This is a genomic window from Candidatus Thiodiazotropha endolucinida (assembly GCF_001715975.1).
Classification (GTDB): Bacteria; Pseudomonadota; Gammaproteobacteria; order Chromatiales; family Chromatiaceae; genus Thiodiazotropha; species Thiodiazotropha endolucinida.
Window position 1 is genome coordinate 1 of record NZ_MARB01000024.1, and the last position, 19800, is coordinate 19800.

15 protein-coding genes are annotated in these 19800 nt (G+C 51.7%); 2 read left to right on the forward strand and 13 right to left on the reverse strand.

Annotated elements, in window-relative coordinates; translation table 11 throughout:
• From CODIS_RS16750 to CODIS_RS16760, 3 genes are all read right to left on the reverse strand, one after another.
• Positions 1 to 242, reverse strand: a 242-nt coding sequence (locus CODIS_RS16750; protein ID WP_201259041.1) for a TadE/TadG family type IV pilus assembly protein, incomplete at its 3' end; no start/stop codon positions are given.
• Positions 243 to 390: 148 nt separating this feature from the next.
• On the reverse strand, positions 391 to 2304 hold the full coding sequence (locus tag CODIS_RS16755) for a Tad domain-containing protein (protein WP_069127197.1): 1914 nt from the start codon (positions 2302 to 2304) through the stop codon (positions 391 to 393).
• 141 nt (positions 2305 to 2445) lie between these two features.
• The gene (locus tag CODIS_RS16760) at positions 2446 to 2688 is read right to left on the reverse strand and encodes a hypothetical protein (protein ID WP_069127198.1); all 243 of its coding nucleotides are present in this window, start codon (positions 2686 to 2688) and stop codon (positions 2446 to 2448) included.
• Positions 2689 to 2928: 240 nt separating this feature from the next.
• Here CODIS_RS16760 and CODIS_RS16765 point away from each other — a divergent pair, with 240 nt between their 5' ends.
• The gene (locus tag CODIS_RS16765; RefSeq protein WP_069127199.1) at positions 2929 to 4170 is read left to right on the forward strand and encodes a hypothetical protein; all 1242 of its coding nucleotides are present in this window, start codon (positions 2929 to 2931) and stop codon (positions 4168 to 4170) included.
• Between the two features lie 341 nt (positions 4171 to 4511).
• Here the strand turns inward: CODIS_RS16765 and rrtA are convergent, their stop codons facing one another.
• The 7 genes from rrtA to CODIS_RS16800 form a co-directional block, all read right to left on the reverse strand.
• Entirely contained in the window at positions 4512 to 5078 is a 567-nt protein-coding gene (rrtA, locus tag CODIS_RS16770) for a rhombosortase (protein ID WP_069127200.1), read from the reverse strand.
• A gap of 54 nt (positions 5079 to 5132) precedes the next feature.
• Positions 5133 to 7175 carry a VIT and vWA domain-containing protein gene (locus CODIS_RS16775; RefSeq protein WP_069127201.1) on the reverse strand — a complete coding sequence of 681 codons (2043 nt, stop codon included), beginning with the start codon at positions 7173 to 7175 and terminating at the stop codon, positions 5133 to 5135.
• 642 nt (positions 7176 to 7817) lie between these two features.
• Positions 7818 to 8120 carry a HigA family addiction module antitoxin gene (locus CODIS_RS16780; RefSeq protein WP_069127202.1) on the reverse strand — a complete coding sequence of 101 codons (303 nt, stop codon included), beginning with the start codon at positions 8118 to 8120 and terminating at the stop codon, positions 7818 to 7820.
• Entirely contained in the window at positions 8120 to 8263 is a 144-nt protein-coding gene (locus CODIS_RS16785; RefSeq protein ID WP_083220853.1) for a type II toxin-antitoxin system RelE/ParE family toxin, read from the reverse strand. The genes CODIS_RS16780 and CODIS_RS16785 overlap by 1 nt, the downstream gene beginning before the upstream one ends.
• A gap of 5 nt (positions 8264 to 8268) precedes the next feature.
• A complete protein-coding gene (locus CODIS_RS16790) occupies positions 8269 to 9735 on the reverse strand; it encodes a sensor histidine kinase (protein WP_069127203.1) in 1467 nt (488 codons plus the stop codon).
• Between the two features lie 54 nt (positions 9736 to 9789).
• Complete coding sequence (locus tag CODIS_RS16795; RefSeq protein WP_069127204.1) at positions 9790 to 10500, reverse strand: response regulator transcription factor; 711 nt, start codon at positions 10498 to 10500, stop codon at positions 9790 to 9792.
• Between the two features lie 126 nt (positions 10501 to 10626).
• Positions 10627 to 12600, reverse strand: a complete 1974-nt coding sequence (locus CODIS_RS16800; protein ID WP_069127205.1) for an amylosucrase — start codon at positions 12598 to 12600, stop codon at positions 10627 to 10629.
• 592 nt (positions 12601 to 13192) lie between these two features.
• Here CODIS_RS16800 and CODIS_RS16805 point away from each other — a divergent pair.
• Positions 13193 to 15205 carry a putative bifunctional diguanylate cyclase/phosphodiesterase gene (locus tag CODIS_RS16805; RefSeq protein ID WP_069127206.1) on the forward strand — a complete coding sequence of 671 codons (2013 nt, stop codon included), beginning with the start codon at positions 13193 to 13195 and terminating at the stop codon, positions 15203 to 15205.
• Positions 15206 to 15424: 219 nt separating this feature from the next.
• Here the strand turns inward: CODIS_RS16805 and CODIS_RS16810 are convergent, their stop codons facing one another.
• The 3 genes from CODIS_RS16810 to CODIS_RS16820 are packed head-to-tail and all read right to left on the reverse strand — an operon-like array spanning position 15425 to position 19291.
• Positions 15425 to 16309: a carbohydrate kinase family protein gene (locus tag CODIS_RS16810; RefSeq protein WP_069127251.1), complete on the reverse strand. Its 885-nt coding sequence runs from the start codon at positions 16307 to 16309 to the stop codon at positions 15425 to 15427.
• A 4-nt stretch (positions 16310 to 16313) separates the two neighbouring features.
• Complete coding sequence (locus CODIS_RS16815; RefSeq protein WP_069127207.1) at positions 16314 to 17162, reverse strand: HAD-IIB family hydrolase; 849 nt, start codon at positions 17160 to 17162, stop codon at positions 16314 to 16316.
• Positions 17159 to 19291 carry an HAD-IIB family hydrolase gene (locus CODIS_RS16820; RefSeq protein WP_069127208.1) on the reverse strand — a complete coding sequence of 711 codons (2133 nt, stop codon included), beginning with the start codon at positions 19289 to 19291 and terminating at the stop codon, positions 17159 to 17161. Before CODIS_RS16820 ends, CODIS_RS16815 begins: the two co-directional genes overlap by 4 nt.
• Positions 19292 to 19800: the final 509 nt, after the last annotated feature.

Consider the following 19800-nt stretch of genomic DNA (forward strand, 5'->3'; position numbering starts at 1 on the left):
AGGGGTGCCAGGCGCAGCCCCAGCTCCCGGCGCATGGCGTCGCTCTGGGCGTGGTTGACCGCGCCCTTGCGCACCGCCTCGAAGGTTGCACTATTGACTATGATTTTGGCATCGAACAGCAGCGCCGTCTGCAGTCCACCCAGCCCCATCAGCAACAGTGCCGGCAGTGAGACCAGCAACTCTGTCATCGCCGCCCCGCACTGCCCTTTGAACAGTCGGATCAAGTTCCTTTTGATCTGCATCCGGTTCTCCTAATTCAACCGTCGCGCTTTGACCACCACTTCTTTTATCGGTGATATATCCCTTCTTTATCGCTTTATGCTCATAATCAACCGCTGGATCCGTTTTGATTACCCACCCACTATGATCCCGGAAATTTCCAACAGATTCTCAGTTAATAATAATAATTGAGTTTAAGGTACTCTCGACAGCTTCCTCTGCAGCCGCTTCAAGGGTCTGCTGCATCTGATCCGTTATCTGATCCACTACCTCATCTTCAAACTGATCGACTATCTCTTCTCCCCCTTGCTCGGCATACTCTTGCAACATATGTTCGTACTGGCCGACCTGAATTTGGGCCGCTTCACTGACACCCTGAGCCATCTCTTGCTGCAGGCCATCGGTCAGCATCAGGGCATTACCACTGGTTGATTCCAGGTGTGTTATCTGTGAGCCGACAGCAACAAGCTCTGTTTCCAACTCTGCACGACGGGTAACGTCTATTGTATCGTTCAACTGATCCTGAAGTGACTGTTCCAAGCCGCGCAGTCGAGCCAGTTCCTCCTCCCGTTCATGGATATAGTGCTCAACACCGGATGAAATACCTGATGCGCCTTCAGTCAACAGGTTTTCATCCCGCAAGGTCCAGGCCATGAAACGACGTTCCAGAGGCGTATCGGTCAGTCGCACCTCCCAATAGGGACTGAAAAGACTGGCGATTTCATACCGGCCTCTCCTTCTGGCAGGAACATAGTCATCGGGAGGATGAAAGAAGAGTTCGCCACTGGCGATTATTGCCATGCCTTCTCCCGCCATCTGATCCTCAGTGCCAAACATGCCTTCGCCCATGCCGCTCCTCAGCTCATCTTCAGGCACGGAATCAGACCCCAGGCCATCGATCTTCGATGCGGTTCTGACATCACTTTGCGGCAGTTCCACCTCCAAGCGCAATGCAAGGCGGGGATCTCCATTCTGCCGGCTTAAGTTCCTCAAGTCATTGTAGGCACGTATGCCGTTGTACTCAGCGTCCAGCGCTTCCTGACTAAGGTTGGCGATCATTTCCGCCCGTCTGTTCTGCTGCGTATAACGCGGGCAGCCATCATCCGAATATCGCCAAGACCACCATCGGCTACGATCTTGGCCCTCTTCACATTCGAAATCGCCGTTTACATGACGCGAACCCCAGCCCAGGGGTAATTCCCCATGAACCCATCTTGGACCTCTACGTGTAAACTCCAGGTCCTCTCTATGCAGGGAAAACGTATCTTTACCCTTCCACTCCCATTGCATTGAGCCGTCTTGAGCATCTGAAACAAGGTTTGTTCTACCTTCCTTTCTCAGCCATAGTCGAGTTATACCAAGATTCAATACATCCGGTGCATTAGGTATTAGTTGACTAGTCCCAAGATTTCTTGCATTGGTGAATTCATCTTTTGACCGATTGACCACATCCGCTTTACGCAGCAGTCCATCCTCATCGTCATAGCGTCTCACCAAATTTTGCCAGCCTAGCGCATTTTCGCCCAAACCTATCACTGCATAGGCCGTGTTAGTGTTGTAACGCTCATCATTTTCCTCGACCACCTCCCTGACAATGGCCGGGGTTGCTGCAAAACTCGCCACATAGACTGCTTGCTGTGTCCTGCTCAACATTCCATTTATACTGTCTATGATAGGGATGAAGGTCTCAGCGATATTAACTGCAACATCGTCGATCGTCTCCGTTATTATCTCCGCAGCCTCGATAGAGAGTTCATCAATCGGAAAATAATCAAGAATGGAATCGATGTTTCGAGCGAGGATATAAGCGTATTGCGTCCAGGATGTCAGACTCACCAACTGACCGATAGAAACCTGGTTGGCAACCATCGCCCGATTCGTATAGGCCTGGAAATTGAGCGCGCGCGCCTGCCAGACAAGACCACTGTAGACTGCAGCATCTGCTGTATTGATAAGACGTGATCGTTCGGAAGCCGTCTGACCTGTATTGAAAAGCACCAGACCCAATAGGATTGTAGACATAAGAAAGGCTATACCAAGTGGCAGCGCCTGTCCTGACTCCCTGTTAATGGTTTTACTGTTCATCCTGATAACCTTTTATCCTCAGCATCGTTTAATATAGGCAGTTGACACTTCGGACTGATGCGATGACTGAAGAAATAATGCCTGCTCAAGTTATACCTAGCGCAAACTGCGAACTGTTGGATATTTCCTGAACTATGCCATCTATGTCAGATACATACCGAACAGAACACCGGATACGGCGGATAGGGCGAGATCCTCGTTGATGACAGTTTGGGTTTTACTGCCCGTGTAACTGTGCGCAGTATATTCGGCAGTATGGTCTTTGTTGAATTGGTCACCAATATCCGGTGGGTTACCAGAAGAACTGCCATTGTCACCGCATCCTTGAAGTGACAGTGCAAGGATAAATAGCACCGAGTATGCAATGATCGTCGATCTTTTCATGTCCCTGTTACCTTTTTGCTGCTTCCCTTCCTTGGGTGACAAAAGAGTAACGATAATTAGTCTGGTAATGAAACAGGCGATCGATAACTGCCAGCTTTTTTCAGAAAAGGATTACATAAGAGTGTGGCATACATCACATGTTTAACACCGTTATATAATTTACCTAAAGGGCTGTTCCTGAAGAGTGGGTCCGGGTTATGATCTTTCTATCCTCGTCCTTTACAGTGAATGGAGGTGTCTATGTCCGGGATCGTGATTTTCCAGATGGACCTTTGGCCACGGGTCAAGGAGCAGTTCAGGCCCAAGATGTTGACTATCGACAAGATTTTGGTCGAAGTAACCTTCCCCAACAATCCCAAGCTTCAGACGGCCTTCAAACAGGATCCGCTTTTGTACCAGAAGCTGCAGGACAAAATCCGCGCCTATATGACCGGAAACGTTGTCAGGAACCTTGGCAACGTGGTGAATAAATTCGACCCTCAGGCCGTGGCTGCGGCCAAGATCGACGACATGGAGGAGATGCTCAAGATCCTGGATAAGTTTCAGGAGACCGCCAAAGGATACACCCATTCCGCCTCAACCATGGCAGCCCGGCAGGCGGAAAAAGTGTGGATGGAATTGACCCGGACCAAAGCCGAGTACCGAAAATATAAGATCGTTGCAGGCGCAAAGCTCACCGCCGGAACGGCCGGGTTAGCGACCGGTGTCGGCATGACCGTCGGCTCGACGGTGGCAACTGTCGCCTCGGGAGGCGCGGCTGCTGTAGGGACTTGGGCCAGCCTGACTCTAGGCATCATCGGTATCCTGAAATCGTCGGTCGGTCTGGGCAAGGACATTTACAACCTGGCTATTTCGGCCGACACGGTGCAGAAAAAAATCATCAAGTCGCTGGAGAAACTCCAGGCACGCTATCTGGATATTATAAAGGGCAAAAAGGTTGGCCCCGGCAGGTCGAAGGCGACGGTCATGGCGACTGAATTGAACTACGAAGCCGTAAGGACGGTTTTCGGCACAAGCCAGACGACCATTTCAGAGTGCGACCGGATGACCGGACAGTTTCACGACAAGCTCAACGGCATCGATCTCAAGTCTCATGAGCTGTCCAAGAAGCTGGAAAAGGTCTTGACCGAAACAGAAAAGCTCAAAAAGCTGAAACCGAAACGGATAGGAGAGATCGAGAAGCTCGAAAAGACAGTCCACAAGATCATCGAGAAGACCATAGAACTCGCATCGAAGGTCAAAGACGGTCGGAAGGCCCACAAGACTTATACCGCGGCACTCGCCGAATTGAAGGCGCGCAAACCCAATACGGGGTGGCTGGAAAAAGGTTTCGGTTACGGTTGGGAACTTCTGCTGTCAGCGTCGGACCCTAAAGACATCATCGTAGCCGCTGTCGGTATCGCCACCGATCTCTCCATCGATGCGTCCGACAAGGTTGCCAGCAGAGTCATCAAGCAAAAGTATAAAGTGGGCAAGCGCTAGAAAACCGGCCGCTTGCAGCCAGTACTCTGAAAAGGTCGCTCTCCCTGGCGAACGGGTGACTATGCTGATCTGCGATCTGTAGCAGGACGCCCCGGGCATCCTGACCTGTCATTTCGAAAAGACCCCCCACCATATATTTGGTACTTCACGCTCGTTGATGATAGTAATCAGAATACTTAATGGAATACCCGCAATATCGGCATTGTGGTCAGCGACGCTCCGCGAAGGGACCCTAAAGGGGTAAAAAAAAGCGCATGGATCGGCAGTGGGTTGGTCGGTAATACTCAACTTTCTGGTTCGCTCAATAGTTATGAAAATCTGTCAATGATATGCAATTCAATCTAAACACAGCTATTAGTCTTTGGGCAGAAGTGCTTTGTGCTTATGATCAGAATCACTCCGGCCAGTGTTCCCGCAAGATGGGCGGGGGGGAAGGGTGGCCAGGATAGTTGGGTAAGCAGTGAGGTTCCAGACAAGAGTTCAATCATCAATTTGCTCATGCAGACCAGCGCTGCGACGATGACCCAAGCTGATCGGGTTTCCCGCCAATAGTGAAAGAGCGCAACCGCCAGCAGTGTATTGAGTGCACCCGAAAGCCCACAATATCGGGTGATCTGGGACCAATCGGACAAGAGCAAGAGATTGACACTGATCATGCCTGCCAGCATACCCTGAAACCACAGGTATTTTGACTGTTGCTCCAGATAGCTCCCGAGAACCGCAAGTGCTGCGGCATTCCAGAACCAGTGCTCCCAATCTGAATGGATCAGATGACCGGTCAGCAGCCGCCACCACTCTCCTGACATGACAGGTGACAGATCAAAATAGAAGTGTCCATGGTGTTGAGGCATGGCCATCAGAACTGCGGTAATCAGTACTGCACCAACCGTTAGCTTGGGAAATATCATCTTACACTCCCATACCCGGCCAGGCATCAGCCTGGCCGGAGATTGTGACGGTTGTCACTTGGCGTTACGGCGACGTTGGTTGGCTTTCCACAACGGAAACAGGAGTAGCAACAACCACGGCCCGAAGGCTCCACCGCCACTGCTTCCAGAGGAGGGATAGGCGCGAGGCGTGCTGTACATGGGCTGCTGTTTATCCACTCTGTTGTCGACGACGGGTGCTGTGCTTCGTTGTTGCCGGGCTGCTTGTTCTTTCGCAACCCTCACCTGATTGCGGCGCTCGACGCCATAGTGTTGGAACTGTTCTTCGCGTAACACCACCATCGAAGTATAGTCAGTGACCAAGCTGAATTCTTTGGCCACATCGATGATTGCCTGACGACTGTCGGCGTCTTCCCCAAGGTAGTCGATCTGGTTTTGCAGGTCTTCTATCGTGGCGAATGCCCAGAGACGCTCAATTTCCGGATTGCGTGTGCTATGGCCGGGAAATTCAAACCTGGATGAATACTCCGCAGGTTGGCCGGAAACCTTGCCGCTGATGGTGACATCGGCGACACCGTCACCCCAATAGTGACCGAACAGGATCAGTTGCCTGCCTCGATACAGGGAACCGATTCGTGATGGGGTTAGATCCTTGACCTTCACGCCCCGTATCTTCACATCGATATCATGCAGCGCTTCATGAGTGAGTTTGTCTGTGGCCAGCAACAACTGGCCGACGATGTCGTCGCTATTCGAGACACTAATGGAAAAACCGTTGGAGATTTTGGTCATCCCTTCCAGCAGCGGACGGTTGGCGCTGTTGCCCATGACGAAACTGAAGAGTCTCACGTCATAACGTTCTAGAAGTTTGAGGAAATCCTTTTTCTCCGTGATACCCACATTGGCGACCCCGTCGGTGACCAGAATGATGGCGCTTGAACGATCTGAGTCGAGCCCCTTGATACCACGTTCCAAACCGGCATAGAGATTGGTGCTGCCCGATGGGCCGGTGTTTTCAAGCTTGTTTAAAAAACGCCGGGCGTTGTCCGCAGTTGCCTGTACATAACCGGAAGTGAGTTCCCGGGCGTGATTTTTGAACAGCACGATTTTGAAACGATCCCGATCGGAGAGATTTGCCAGCCCCTTGCGGACCCCTTCCACCAGACTTTGGTATTTGCCTTTCATGGAGCCGGAGAGATCAAGGACGAAAACCCAGTCGCGACCTTCGTTGATTGAGGTTAAGTCATCACCCGGGGTTACCGTGAGCATAAAGGTGCCGCGCTCTTTACCAGGCTCTTTATGGGTTACCATGTCGACACTGCCGGGCAGACCCTGTTGGTGACGCCAGTAGACCACGATATCCCTATCCAGTTTTTGGACAACAGCAGATGGGGCTTGTGTCGATTCCTGCTCCGAGCCGGCCTGACCGTTGTGCAGAGAAACAGACCACTCTTGAGGGGATAGAGAACTCGCCGTTGCCTGTGGATGTTGAGGCAGCCGCATCTCATCGATGGGGTAGGATGAACGCAACTTCAGATCGAAACTGAACGCTTCAGTGACAACATCGTTATAGCTCCAGAAGGCGAGACGTTGCTCATCCACACCGCCCTCTTCCAGGGGGTAGACATAGCGTCCAATGCCACTGTCCAGGTGCGCGGGCTGGATGTAGACAAGTCGAATTCTGACATCCTGCTGAGGCTTGACCGGGTAGACGTAACTGTCGAACGTACGGTAACTGTCTTGCTCTGTCAGGGCAGCTTCCCTGCCTTGATCGCGTTCCTGTTGATAGACTTCCTTCGCCCGTTGTTTCTCCAACACCTCTCCTGTAACCGGTTTGCCCTCGATCCAGTAGGTGAACTCTCCTACAGAAGCTTTCTCCGGTACGGGAAAAGAGTAAATCGCCTCGAGTTCAGCGTCGTTGGGATTGTAGAAAACCTGTTCGACAGAGGTCACAGCGTAACCATCCTCGATGGTGACCTCAACATGGTGCTGCCTGATTTCCAATTGAGGGAGATTTCCGGATTTAGGGGTCATCAGGCCTGCCGCAAATGCGCTTTGGGCGGCTAGCAGCGAGATACCTACAACCAAGTATTTAACCTGTTTTATTAGAGTGAACATGACAAAGCTCCATTAATCTAATGTGTTTCTCTCCGTGACGGAGATAAGACAACAGTAGCGATGAGGCTTAGATATTTAAACTGCGTTATGAAAAGCTCTATTTTGATGGTCTATTAGTAGCGTATTTTGATACTTTTTTAGCAGATTCATTTATGAGCTAGGTTGCCGTGTTGTTTAAAACCTTTTCGTATCGCACCCGAGTTCCTGTGTGGAATGTATTTTGATAAGCCAAAGGAGTAGACCGAGATACGGATTCCCACAGAGGACTGTAGGAACTATATAGAACTTGTCCGACAACAGTGCCTTGTTAGCATTGATTGTGGTGGATGACAAAAAAGCATAGAGAGTTGGATGAACGATGCATTCTTAGCATCAGGCTCATTATAGTGTTGCTGTGTTATTTCAGACTTGATCAAGCAATGAGTGTCAGATTAGGGCCCGCTGTACGACCATAGCGGACATCTTGTGCAGAAAGGGGGTCAAAGGCAATTCTAATCAAAGCAGACATTTCCATTCATCCAAGGTATATCTGAAAACTATCAGGAGCAGTCATCTTATTACTAGGTGGAGAAGCTGTTTAGCTATTAGTAGTCGTTTCCTGTACTAACGTGTCGGCTCCCGTATTTTGATTCAGTTATAAAATTAGGCTACTTCATATTGCAATCGGTGTAATTTTTCCGTGTCTACTGATTTACGGGCTTTCCATAAATCATAGTGGTCCTGCAAGGCAAGCCAGCTTTCAGCAGTACGCCCCAGGACAGCCGATAGGCGCACTGCTATTTCAGGAGAAATGTCGGCCTTGCAGTTCACCAAGCGATTAAAGGTACTCTTGTCCACGCCAAGCTCCCTGGCCACACTGGCTATAGAGACACCATCGAAGGGGTCAATGTAGGTTCGCTGAATCAGCTCTCCCGGATGTGGTGGATTGTATGGTCGAATCGTCATCAGTGGTAATCCTCGTAATTGACTACATAAGCGTCACCATCTTCGAATCTGAAAACAATGCGCCAGTTCCGGTTAACGTCTATAGCCCAATGACCCTCAAGCTTCCCAGTAAGAGGGTGCAGGCGGAATCCTGGGATATCCATGTCTTCTATACAAGTGGCAGGGTAAAACTAAAACAAGCCCCACCGCCTTCACTGTTGGAAGCGGTTATGTGACCACCTTGTAGTTCAACCATGCGCTGTGCGATGGCCAGCCCTAATCCGGCATGACCACCCTCTTTGCCTGTCCCGCGTTTTTTGTAGAAGGGATCGAAAATATGAGGTAAATCATCCTCGCTGATACCACTGCCGCTATCGGTGACATTCACCACTGCCTGTCGGTCCTGTTCGGTGATCTGCAGGGTGACCCTACCGCCCTCCTCCACATGATCCGGGGCATTGGCGATGAGGTTGTCGAGGACCCGTTCTGTGAGGGCGAAATCGGCATTCACGAAGGGTGAGGTTTCAGGGATCTGCCAGTCCAGGGTGACCCCCGCCTGCCGGGCGCGGAGTTGAAATTTCTGAATCACATCCTGCACCAGTTCCGCCAGCGGCATCGGTTCGCAGACCGGCTTGGTGTCCCGGGCTTCGAGCTGGGCTAATTCGAACAGCTCCTCCACCATGCGCTTCAGCCGTTCGCTCTGGTTGAGGGCGATGCCCAGGTATTCGTCCCTGCGCGCTTCGTTGAGATCCTCGCCCTTCATGTTGACCGTCTCCAGGTAGCCGTGCAGCGCGGCGAGGGGGGTGCGCAGATCGTGGGAGACCTGGGCCACCAGCTCCCGGCGCAGCCGGTCCTGCTCTTTGAGCTGGCCCCACTGATCGATAATTCGGCTTGCCATTTCATCGAAGGCGGCCCCCAGTCGATCCACTTCGTCACCGCCGGGGCCTGTATCAGTCTTCGTGAACTGTTCGTGCCGGGTGAAGTCGCTTTGCTGAAACGACGACATCACCTGTGAGAGGCGCTGTACGCGCCGGGTGAGCCAGAAAAACAGCAGCAGACCGGAGAGGAGCCCGAATCCCAGACTGACCGCCACGGCACTGGCACTGTAGCGCAGGGCATAGCTCTCCTGCACCGCCTGCTCCGCGTTGTCGTACTCCTCTCCACGCAACACCACATAGAGGTAGCCCGCAGGCATGTCACCGGCAGGCACCGGGGTCACCGAAAAGGCCTTGCGGCGGTCGTGGGAGCGCGGGTCGTCGCCAAGGAGAGGAAAGCCCTCCCCGCGCATGAAGGCCTGGATCGGTTGCAGATCCACCCGCTTACGCTTCACCTTGCCGGGATCGGCGGAAAACGCAAGGATCTTGCCCACCTTGTCGAGCAGGTAGATCTCGATGCTGGGATTGATGTCCATGAAGACGCTGAAGGTCTTTTTCAGCGCCTTGTCATCCATTTCACCATCGATCACCAATCCCCGGTCAGCCACGATTCTCGCGGCAAGGTCGCGGTTGAAGTGCTGGGTGATCTCCTGCAGGTAGCGTTCGGTGGTCGCGGCCGTTATCAAGGCATAGAGCAGCCCGGTCACCAGGAAGAGACCGATCAACGCAAGGGATAGCCGGGAGTATAGAGTTCGAAACATTTAATCGTTATCTGTTGAGTTATGCGTTCATTGAGTGGGTATGCCGGACAACACTCACTCCTGTTCCTCGCTGAATTTGTACCCTACTCCCCATACTGTGAGTACATATCGCGGCGCCGCTGGGTCTGTCTCGATCTTTGAGCGCAATCTGTTGATATGGGAGTTGACGGTATGCTCATATCCGTCGTGATTGTATCCCCACACCTTATCCAGCAGCTGAATCCGGCTGAAGACGCGTCCCGGATTGCGCGCGAAATAGAGCAGCAGATCAAACTCCTTTGCCGTCAGTTCCACCAGTTTGCCGTCGATCTTCACGCTACGTTTGTCCACATCCAGCGACAGGCCGCCCCGCTCTATGATCTCCTGTTTACCGCTTGTCGTACCGCCACTCGGCAGTGCCTCCATGCGGCGAAACAGTGCCTTGATCCGCGCCAGCAATTCCGGAACGCTGAAGGGTTTGGTGAGATAATCGTCCGCCCCCATTTCGAGCCCCACCACCCGGTCGAGCTCGGTGGATTTTGCGGTGAGCATCAGAATCGCCACATAGTCACCCGCAGCACGCATGTTGCGGCACAGGGTGAGGCCATCCGTGTCGGGCAACATCAGGTCGAGCACCACCAGATGATAACCGCCCTTGTTGAACAGATTCATCGCCGCGGCGCCATTGCCGGCGATGTCGGCATCGCAGCCAATATCGTTCAGGTGCGTCTGTACCAGATGAGCGATATCGGGCTCGTCTTCAACGATAAGTACTTTACGGCGCATGAGATCAGCCTTCCCCCCAGCAGTTACTCCAGATTCCATCATACACTGTTGGCGCATTGTTCACGGAATTCTCACAAATGGATCACGATCGATGGAGATCGTCTTTCCAGGCCCGGATTGCGGGAATCAAAAACCCACATCGGGACGTTCATCCGTCAGCCAATAGAACTGGAACGGCGGCACGACCAATTGGTCCTTGAACAGCCTGGGCGATTCACCCGAATAGATGTCTTTCAGGTTGCCATACTCGAACATGCCCCTGTTACCCAATGCGGAGAGTTCCATGTATTGAGGCGAATCGTCGAAGTTGCACACCACCAATACCGATCCCAGCGGGACAAAGGGATCGGTGCGCCAGAACACGAACAGATGGGGATTTTCCACATCGATCAACTCCCGATTGTTGAAGTCGGCAAAGGCGGGGATTCCTTTGCGTGCGGCGATCATCTTCTTCAGGCCATTGAAGATCCGCTGCTCCGGAGTGCCGTGTTGATGACGGCGCTCCGCCCTCTCCCAATCGATCTTCGGCCGTTGCAGCCAGCGATTGTCACCGGCCTTGTTCTCATCGTTGAGGAAACTGCGATCATTGAGCGTACCGATCTCGTCACCGTAATAGAGCAGGGGTATGCCGCCAAAGGAGCAGATCATGCTATGCATGAGCAGGATAACCTTCACCGAGCGCTCGATAGCGATATCGTCATTACTCTCAATTGCGCTTTCCAATCCCACCAGCGAGGCCAGCGAGCCGGATATTCTCGCATCCCCGGTCTTGTGATTGACTCCGAACGGCTGGCCCCGGGCAGGTGAATCGTTATATCGTCCGGTGTAGTAGTCGACCAGGAACTGACGATGGGCGGCCGGCTGATAACCGGCGCGAACGATGTCGGCATCGTCGAAGCCAAGTCCGATGTCGTCATGACAGCGCAGATAGTTGAGCCAGGTGGCGCGGTCCAGTTTGGTCGGCAGGCTTTGAATACCCTGCCGGAGCAGTTGCGTATTCTTGGTGGCAACGGCATCCCACAACAGGGCCATATAGGTGGCGTTATAGGCGATCTCGCACTCTTTGGCGATAACCGCGTCCTCGCCGAAATACTTTGTGATCTCCACCGGCGCGACAATCGCCTCGGCGATGAACAGCACACCCGGCGCGGTAACCTGACAACAATCCTTCATCAACTGAAGTATCAAATGGGCCTCACGCTCATTCTGACAGGTGGTGCCTATCTTCTTCCATAAAAAGGCCACCGCATCCAGGCGCAGGACATCCGCCCCCTGGTTGGCCCAAAACAGATTGTTATCGAGCATTTCGATAAACACCGCAGGATTACTGTAGTTGAGATCCCACTGGTAGTGATTGAAGACGGTCATCACCCACTTCTGCATTGTTTCATCCCAGGTGAAATTTCCCGGTGAGGTTTCGGGAAAGATCTCCGGCATGGTCTCTTCGAACATATCCGGCACATCACGGTTATCGAAGATATAGAAATAGTCCTGATACTTCTTTTCCCCGGCCCGCGCGCGCTGCACCCACTCATGCTCATCCGATGTATGGTTCAGCACCATATCCAGAATCAACAGCATGCCGCGCTTGCGCGCGGATGAGGAGAGGATATTGATGGCATCCAGGTTACCGACTCGTGGATCCACATTTCGAAAATCGCTCACCGCGTAGCCGCCGTCACTGGCCCCCTCCGGACATACCATGACCGGCATGACATGCAGCATGTTGATACCCAGCTCCTGCAGATAGGGCAGCTTTTTCTCGACACCCTGCAGATCATCGGCAAAACCGTCTGCGTAGAGCGCCATGCCGACCCACTCCTGGCTGAGGAACCAGTTATGGTCTCTCTCCCTTTCACTATCGAGCTGCTTGAGTGAGATGTGGCGCTGGATATAACGTGTCGCCATCACCTCCACCAGGTGGATCATCTGCTTCTTGAAGTCTTCCCGCTTGCCGTAGAGATAGTGAAACAGCTGATGTATGACATAGAAATTGGCGCCCAGACGAGTGTAGAAATGGCGCAGGTCACGCTCCCGTATCTCGGGCTTTATCTCGTCGAGTATCTGATTCAACAGAGAATGGGATACCTGTTCATACATGATTGTGAACCTGAAAAATGGACTACACGCTATATCGGCTGCCTGCTGTAGGAGTTTACACCGTTGAGCGAGAGAAGGTAGACATGTGATGGACAAAGATTAGAGAAGAGCGTTACTGCCCTGCTAACTCCCTCTCCCACAGTGAGGGTATAGATAAATCCTGCACAAAATCACACACCGATAGATGCACCTGAAGACTGTTACCTGTTCCTGAACCAGGTCCTATTTCCATAAATTTTTTGTGCTTCAGCCGCAGGCGGCAAATCAATCAAAATATTTCAAATAATGAGATAGAAACCGTTGAGGTCAATATTGATTATATTCAATACTTACAAAAGGTTAGATGTAAAATATGGTGCCGCACAGGTTTTAAATTTGCCATACATCTGCAGCTTACTGGCAATAACTGAAGTAGGTAATTTTCCTGATGACATTGAAAATCAACAAAAGAGATACTGTACTATATCTCTCATGTCTACTCACAAATCACAAACCTTGGTACAAAAGAGCACGACCAACATGACAATCGCATTTAATAGGCCATAGCTTCCAGGCGGTCAAACCAAAATTATTACGCAAGGAAATCGATAGTATGCGAACACGTCGCATCGGACACCTCTCCGCCAGTTTCATTATCGTCATTTCAATCTCGCTTGGGATTGTCGGCTACCTGGTAATGACTGTTGAACAAATGGTGAGCAGGCACACGCCTCAGATCGATGCAGCGATGGAGATCAAGGTCAATGCCACACTCGCTCACCTGAGGTTCGAAGAAATTATCTCCGGAGACAGATACGAGCAGATCGATGATGTCTGGTCATATCTGGATGAATCTGATTGGTATGCCCGAGCCCTGTTGGAAGGAGGCAAGAACGATGAGGGAACGTTTGTACCGCTAAATTCTATAAATATGCGACGACAAATAGAGTCAGTTCGTGTTTCTCTAAGCAAGTTTCGAACAATCGCCGAGCAACGATTCTCCAACTATGAAGCATCTCTGCCCGGATCAGGTATCGATCAGGAGTTCGATCGAATCTTTGCCGGTTTCATTGATCAAGCTGATCAAGTCGAAACGCTGCTACAGGAGTCTATCGCGCTTGAACTAAGCAAATTCAAGCAAACTGCAGTGTTTCTAACGACCATCTTGGCTGCTACGGGTGTCGTACTCGCCATTATCCTTTACCGTCTTGAAATGCAACGCGAACAGCACTTACATAAAATCGAGCAAACTAGCAAGAAAATTGAGGCACAGAATACGAAACTCGATTATCTAGCGTACTTCGATACCGTCAGTGGACTTCCCAACAGATCACTCTTTACTGACAGATTGGATCAGGCCGTCGGCCATGCAAGAAGAAAATCAAACTGTGTTGCAGTATTGTTCATAGACCTGGATCGCTTCAAGAATGTCAACGATAGATTGGGACATGCTCGAGGTGATGAAATATTGAAGCTTACCGCCAAGCGGCTAAAGCAATGTTTACGATCTGATGACACTGTGGCACGCATCGGCGGCGACGAATTTACAGTAATTCTCGCTGACCTGGATGACCATAAAAAAGCTGCTACGGCGGCCGGCTCAGTAGCAGAACATATATCGCTGGAACTCGCCAAACCCTTTGATATTGGTGGTCTGAAAGTAGACCTATCCGCCAGTATAGGTATAGCCATATACCCTATTGACGCAAGCGAGGCTGATGCATTGCTGATAAATTCTGATCATGCCATGTACGAGGCCAAGCAAAACAATCGCGGAAGCTTCTGTTTTTTTTCTCGGGAGATCGAGAACCGAGTGACACAAGAACTTCAGATTGGTCATGATTTGCATAACGCGATTAAAGAGAACCAGTTTACCGTGCACTACCAGCCTCAGTATGAATTGCAAAATGATTCAATTGTAGGCTTCGAGGCCTTGGTGAGGTGGGAACATCCAAAACAGGGGTTGCTGGCTCCAGTTAGCTTTATGCGCGTAGCTGAAGATACAGGATTGATAGAAGAAATTGATTTATACGTTTTAAACTCCATTTGCCGTCAGCAACAGGAATGGAAGCAACAGGGGCTTCCAGCCGGGAAGATAGCCGTAAACTTTTCAGCGGCACTCTTCAGCCGTAAAGACATTACAAATATTATTGCTTCGCATTTGGCAGAATACTGTGTCAGCAATCATGAACTTGAAATCGAGATAACGGAGTCTGCCATGTTGAAGGAGATGAATCACACCCAGCAACTCTTTGAGAAGCTGACGAACATAGGCATTTCAATAGCAATCGATGACTTTGGTACTGGCTATTCGTCGATGTCCTATCTGCAGAATTTTTCTGCCACGGTATTGAAAATTGATCGCAGCTTTGTCCACGATATTGATAAAAGCCGCTCAACACAAGCCATCATGCTCAGCATGCTCGAATTAGCACGTAACTTGAACATGGAGGTTGTCGCGGAAGGAGTGGAAACGCCCCAGGAAAAGGCATTCATTAAATCTACCGGTTGCCGTTTTGGACAAGGTTATCTTCTGGGTAAACCAATGACAGCCCAACAGGCTTATGCCCTTTTGTTATCGGAGCAGGAAAACAATGTCTCTGTGTTATCACCTCGGAAAGTCTGAACTTTCCACAACAGAATAAAAATGCTCCAGTAACCATGAGTAAATCAACCGAATAGATTGTAATTGTCAGTATGCGACAAGCGAAATTAATTATTTTTGTTTTTTACCTCTTTAACGCCAAATCTTTTTTGAAACCGCTCCGCATATATTTACACACTTGGTAGATTTCGATGAGTGATCGAGAAATCGACGTACCCTGCGATATCTATCCAATAATGATCAGGCAAGCTGCCAGGCATCGATATAACTTTGATAAAAGGCAGGATCATCGACAACGGCCCCGCGCCGCCCCACGATAGCCGAAGCGAAGCGTTGGGCGCGTTCCAAGGTCAGTTGAAGCGTCCAATCGAGTTCCAGGCCAAGGATGAGCACGGAGGTCAGGGCATCCCCCGCACCGACTGTATCCACCAGGTTCAGATTAAGCTCTGGTTTGATCTCACAGGTGTGGTCATCGGCAGCCACAGCCAACACACCTCGCTCACCAAGGGTCACCACCAATCCCTCAAGCTTGTACTGATGTCTGAAGCTGGTTGCTGTCGTCAACAGATCATCGCTCTCACTATGGAGTTGCAGCAGTTCGTGCTCATTAAGCTTGACCCAGTCAGCTTCGGTCACCCAATTCAGGACAGACTCCCGCTGCCACCAGGGATCACGCAGATTGACATCCATAAAGATCCGTTGGGGATTGTTGGCCTTCAGCCTGTTCAGCGCTTCCCTTGCAATCGGGTTTCGCAATCCCAGACTGCCATGGTAGAGGGTGGTCGCCTGGACATCCGCCACCCCGGCGGCATCGATGAAGTCATAGGCCACATCGGCCACAATCTCATAACTCGGCTCCCCTGCCTCGAGTGTAATCGTCACTCGCCCTGTGGGATGCCGTTCGTCACGCTGCAGGCACCCGGTCGCCATTCCCCACTGCCCCATCGACCGCAGGATAACGTCACCCTCCTCATCACTGCCGATACGGCTGATAAACAGAGGAGATCGGCCGAATGCCTGAAGGTGCCATGCGACATTGAATGGCGCGCCACCCAATACCCGCTCCCCCTCGGGGAAACAGTCAAACAGCACCTCGCCAAATATCGCGATTGCGCTATTGGCCATGGCCTCACTCATTAATCAGCCGGGAGATCAACTGCGGATGATAGTGAGCTGCACCTTCGAGAATACCGGCGCTGTAGTTACCGTTCATGGCCATGAAGCTACCCTTGGCCATGTAGAGGCTGTCGCCATTGCCTTTTTCGTCCACCAGCTGTTGTGCTTTTTGCCTGACTTCCGGTTGCGCATTCGCCACCAGTATCGCTGGAATCGGACTGATCAGCACCTCCATGTCATTCCCGCTGTCTCCGGAAAAGACCGTCTCATTGAGGGTATAACCCAACGACTCTCTGAGAAAATCGATGGCATGGTACTTGGTTGCCCGTTCAGGCAAGACATCGAGCAATCCCATATTGACTGTCTCATCGACACTCCAAACCAGACTGGCAGCCACCTTTTCCCGCTGCAGGCGTAAACCCATCTCATCGAGTATCGGCTGATGCGCCTGGTCCGGGGAGACGTAGTAACTGAGCTTGAAGCGGTTCTGCTTTGCCTCCTCCTGCAGACGAAGGCCGGTAATATCGACAAACAGCTGTTTCAGATCCTGATGTGACCTGCCCCGCCAGTCTTGACTGATATGCTCATCCCAGTTCGTTTGATGGCTCCAGTCATCCGGGGTATCGACGTGGTAGAGGGAAGTACCCACATCGCCGATCACATAGTCCGGTTGCGGTAACGAATAGTCGGCGATGGCATCTCGCACCAATGACTGATCCCTGCCACTGACATAGGCCAACAGAACGGTCTCGCTGGCACACAGCTGTTTGAATCTCTCACGGGCCCCTTCCGACTCCGGTTGCGGCCCATTGGGAATCAGTGTTCGATCCAGATCGGTACAGATTAATAATCTTTGATTCATTGTTCTTCTGGTACGTTGCAGCGTTTAAAGAAATCGTAGTGATCTATCGCTTCGAGGATACCCAACGCGTGTGCGCGGCTGGCAAAATAGATCCGTTCGTGATCGATCATATGCGACAGCTCTTCATGGTGACGGTTGGCCACCACCACCGCCAGGGTGTTGCCCCGCATCATATCCTCATCGGCACCGGAGCCACCCGCCACCAGGATATGCTCCAGCGGAATATCCAGACGCTGGGCCACATAGCGCAGGGCCTGTCCCTTGGAGGCGCGGGACGGCAGGATATCGAGGAACTGCCCGAAGGCGTGGATCACATTGCAGGTCAGCTCCTCCTTGTGCAGCAGGGTATTGATCTCATCCACCGAGGGCGCCTTGTTGGGGTCGTAGTGATAGGCGATCTTGAAATAACTCTGTTCCTGTTTGGATTGCGGCTTGATTCCCGGCAGGTTCGCCAACACCCGGCGCACACTCTTCGGCTGCCACAGATGATCGATATGCTCGATCCAGAAGTCATCGATGGAGAGCCCCTGGGTATAGTGGATCTTGGTGCCGAGACTGGTGATCAATACATCGGGGATGGGTATTGAGAACTTCTTCATCACCGAGAGGGCGTCATCCAGGCGCCTGCCGGTGGCGATACCGAAGGTCGCGCACTTTCTGTTTTGCCGTACAACCTCGATAAACTGTTTGAGTCCCGAGGGATTGCCGAGAAGATTCTGATCGAGATCGGTAAAGATGGACCGATCCCGGTAGCGATGCTTGACATGCTTCGGCGGTTTGGTGGGCAGCCGATCGTATCCCGATGGCAGTGGTTCGATGCTGGAAAAGTATTTCCTGGCGTGGGCCTTCCATGAATAGTGCTTGCGTACTCCGGTCAAGCCTTTGTGGGAATATTTCTGCCACAGGGTATTGTCATGCAAAATCTTAAGCAGGCTGCTGCGGATCGATTTCTTGTCCAGGGGGTCAACCAACAATCCATTGTTACAATTGCCGATGATATCGACCGGTCCGCCGTTCTCCGTGGCGATCAACGGCAAACCGCTGGCGGCCGCTTCTAGCAGGGTCAGCCCGAAGGGTTCGGTCAGGGCCGGGTTGATGAAGACACCCTTCGTTAACGCCGCCAGACGGTAAATATCGGGCACCTCTTTGGCCAGGTGGCGTTTCGGGAGCGCCACGTTGCCATACAGGTCATAGAGGTCGATCATCATCAACAGTTCGGTCATCACCGATTGCGGGCCGCTCTCCATATCCCGAATATCATCACGATTACCGGCCACGATCACCAGGTTGGCCGCCTTCTGCAGCTGGCTAGATTCACCATACACCTCGAGCAGGGTAAGGATATTCTTACGCTCGTCGGGACGTGACAAGGCGAGGATGATCGGTTTTTCAGGCTGTTGAAGGAAACGTGCCAGGCTCTTGGCAAAGGGGATCTCGTCGGCGGTGATGTCGGGTGGATGAAACTGGGTCAGATCGGTACCCGGTGGAATCACCGCCATATTATCCGGCTGATAGTAGTTGTAGAGACTGTACTGCTCTTCTATCTCGTTATGGGTGCTGGTTATGACCAGATCCGCGTTGGCCAGCAGCTCCTCTTCGGCCTCGATGCGCCGGTCCATGTTGTAGCGCTGGTCGATCTCCCGTCCCGACAGCCCCTTGGCGAGTAATTGATGCCGCTTGTCACGCCCCAGGGAGTGTCCGGTATGCACCAGAGGGACGCCAAGCAGGTGGGAGAGCCTGACACCGACATAGCCGGCATCGGCATAGTGGCTGTGGACGATATCCGGCATGTGTGTTTGTTCATTCAGCCAGCTGAGCAGGTTATCCATGAAGCTGTCGAGATGGTCCCAAAGGGTCTCTTTCATCAGATAGCCGTCGGGGCCCGCATCGACGCGTACGATCCTCGCCTTGGATGAGAGGGGTTCGATGGTCTCGGCATAGTCATCGCTGACATCGGTATCAACCACCCGCCGTGTCACAAGATCTACCTGGGTAACCGCGTCCAACTCCGCCAGCGCCCTGGCGAGATCGACCACATATTTGGTTTGCCCCCCGGTGTCGGCATCGCGCCCGAGTTCAAGATCATGTCCGCGTATCAGGCCGTGCACGCTTATCAAACAGATATACATAGCGTATTACAGATATGAAGCAACCCTTGGATACATCCTTTCAGGTTATTGGTTGTCGTTTGGCCTGGCGCAGATCCGTTAGTGATTAGGTTATTGCCAGGCTCCTGTCTTATTTTACTTTAACCCCATGTTAACAAAATTAGCCGGAGATTGCTGGGCAATGGGGTGAGCTTGCTTCCCTTCACTCAAACTCTTCTGCCAGAAGATTCAATAATACGGCTGCTGCATGCAGGTAACTCGTCAATATCATTGCGCTAATTATCTTGATATTCACGCTATGGATACGACTATTCATACAGATGCCGGTTGAATACCTATGGACATATAATCACAGCTGCAGATGAGTGACACAAAACAGGGGTAATTGATGTCGCGCCTGGTTAGGCGGACAAATTGTGGCTTTATTTGTAACCCTGGTTTAACTATAAAGAAGTTCTGAGCACACCCATCGACGGCTTTGTCGAAACCCCATACGCCATACTATGGAGGTGAGCCACTGCGGGGAGACA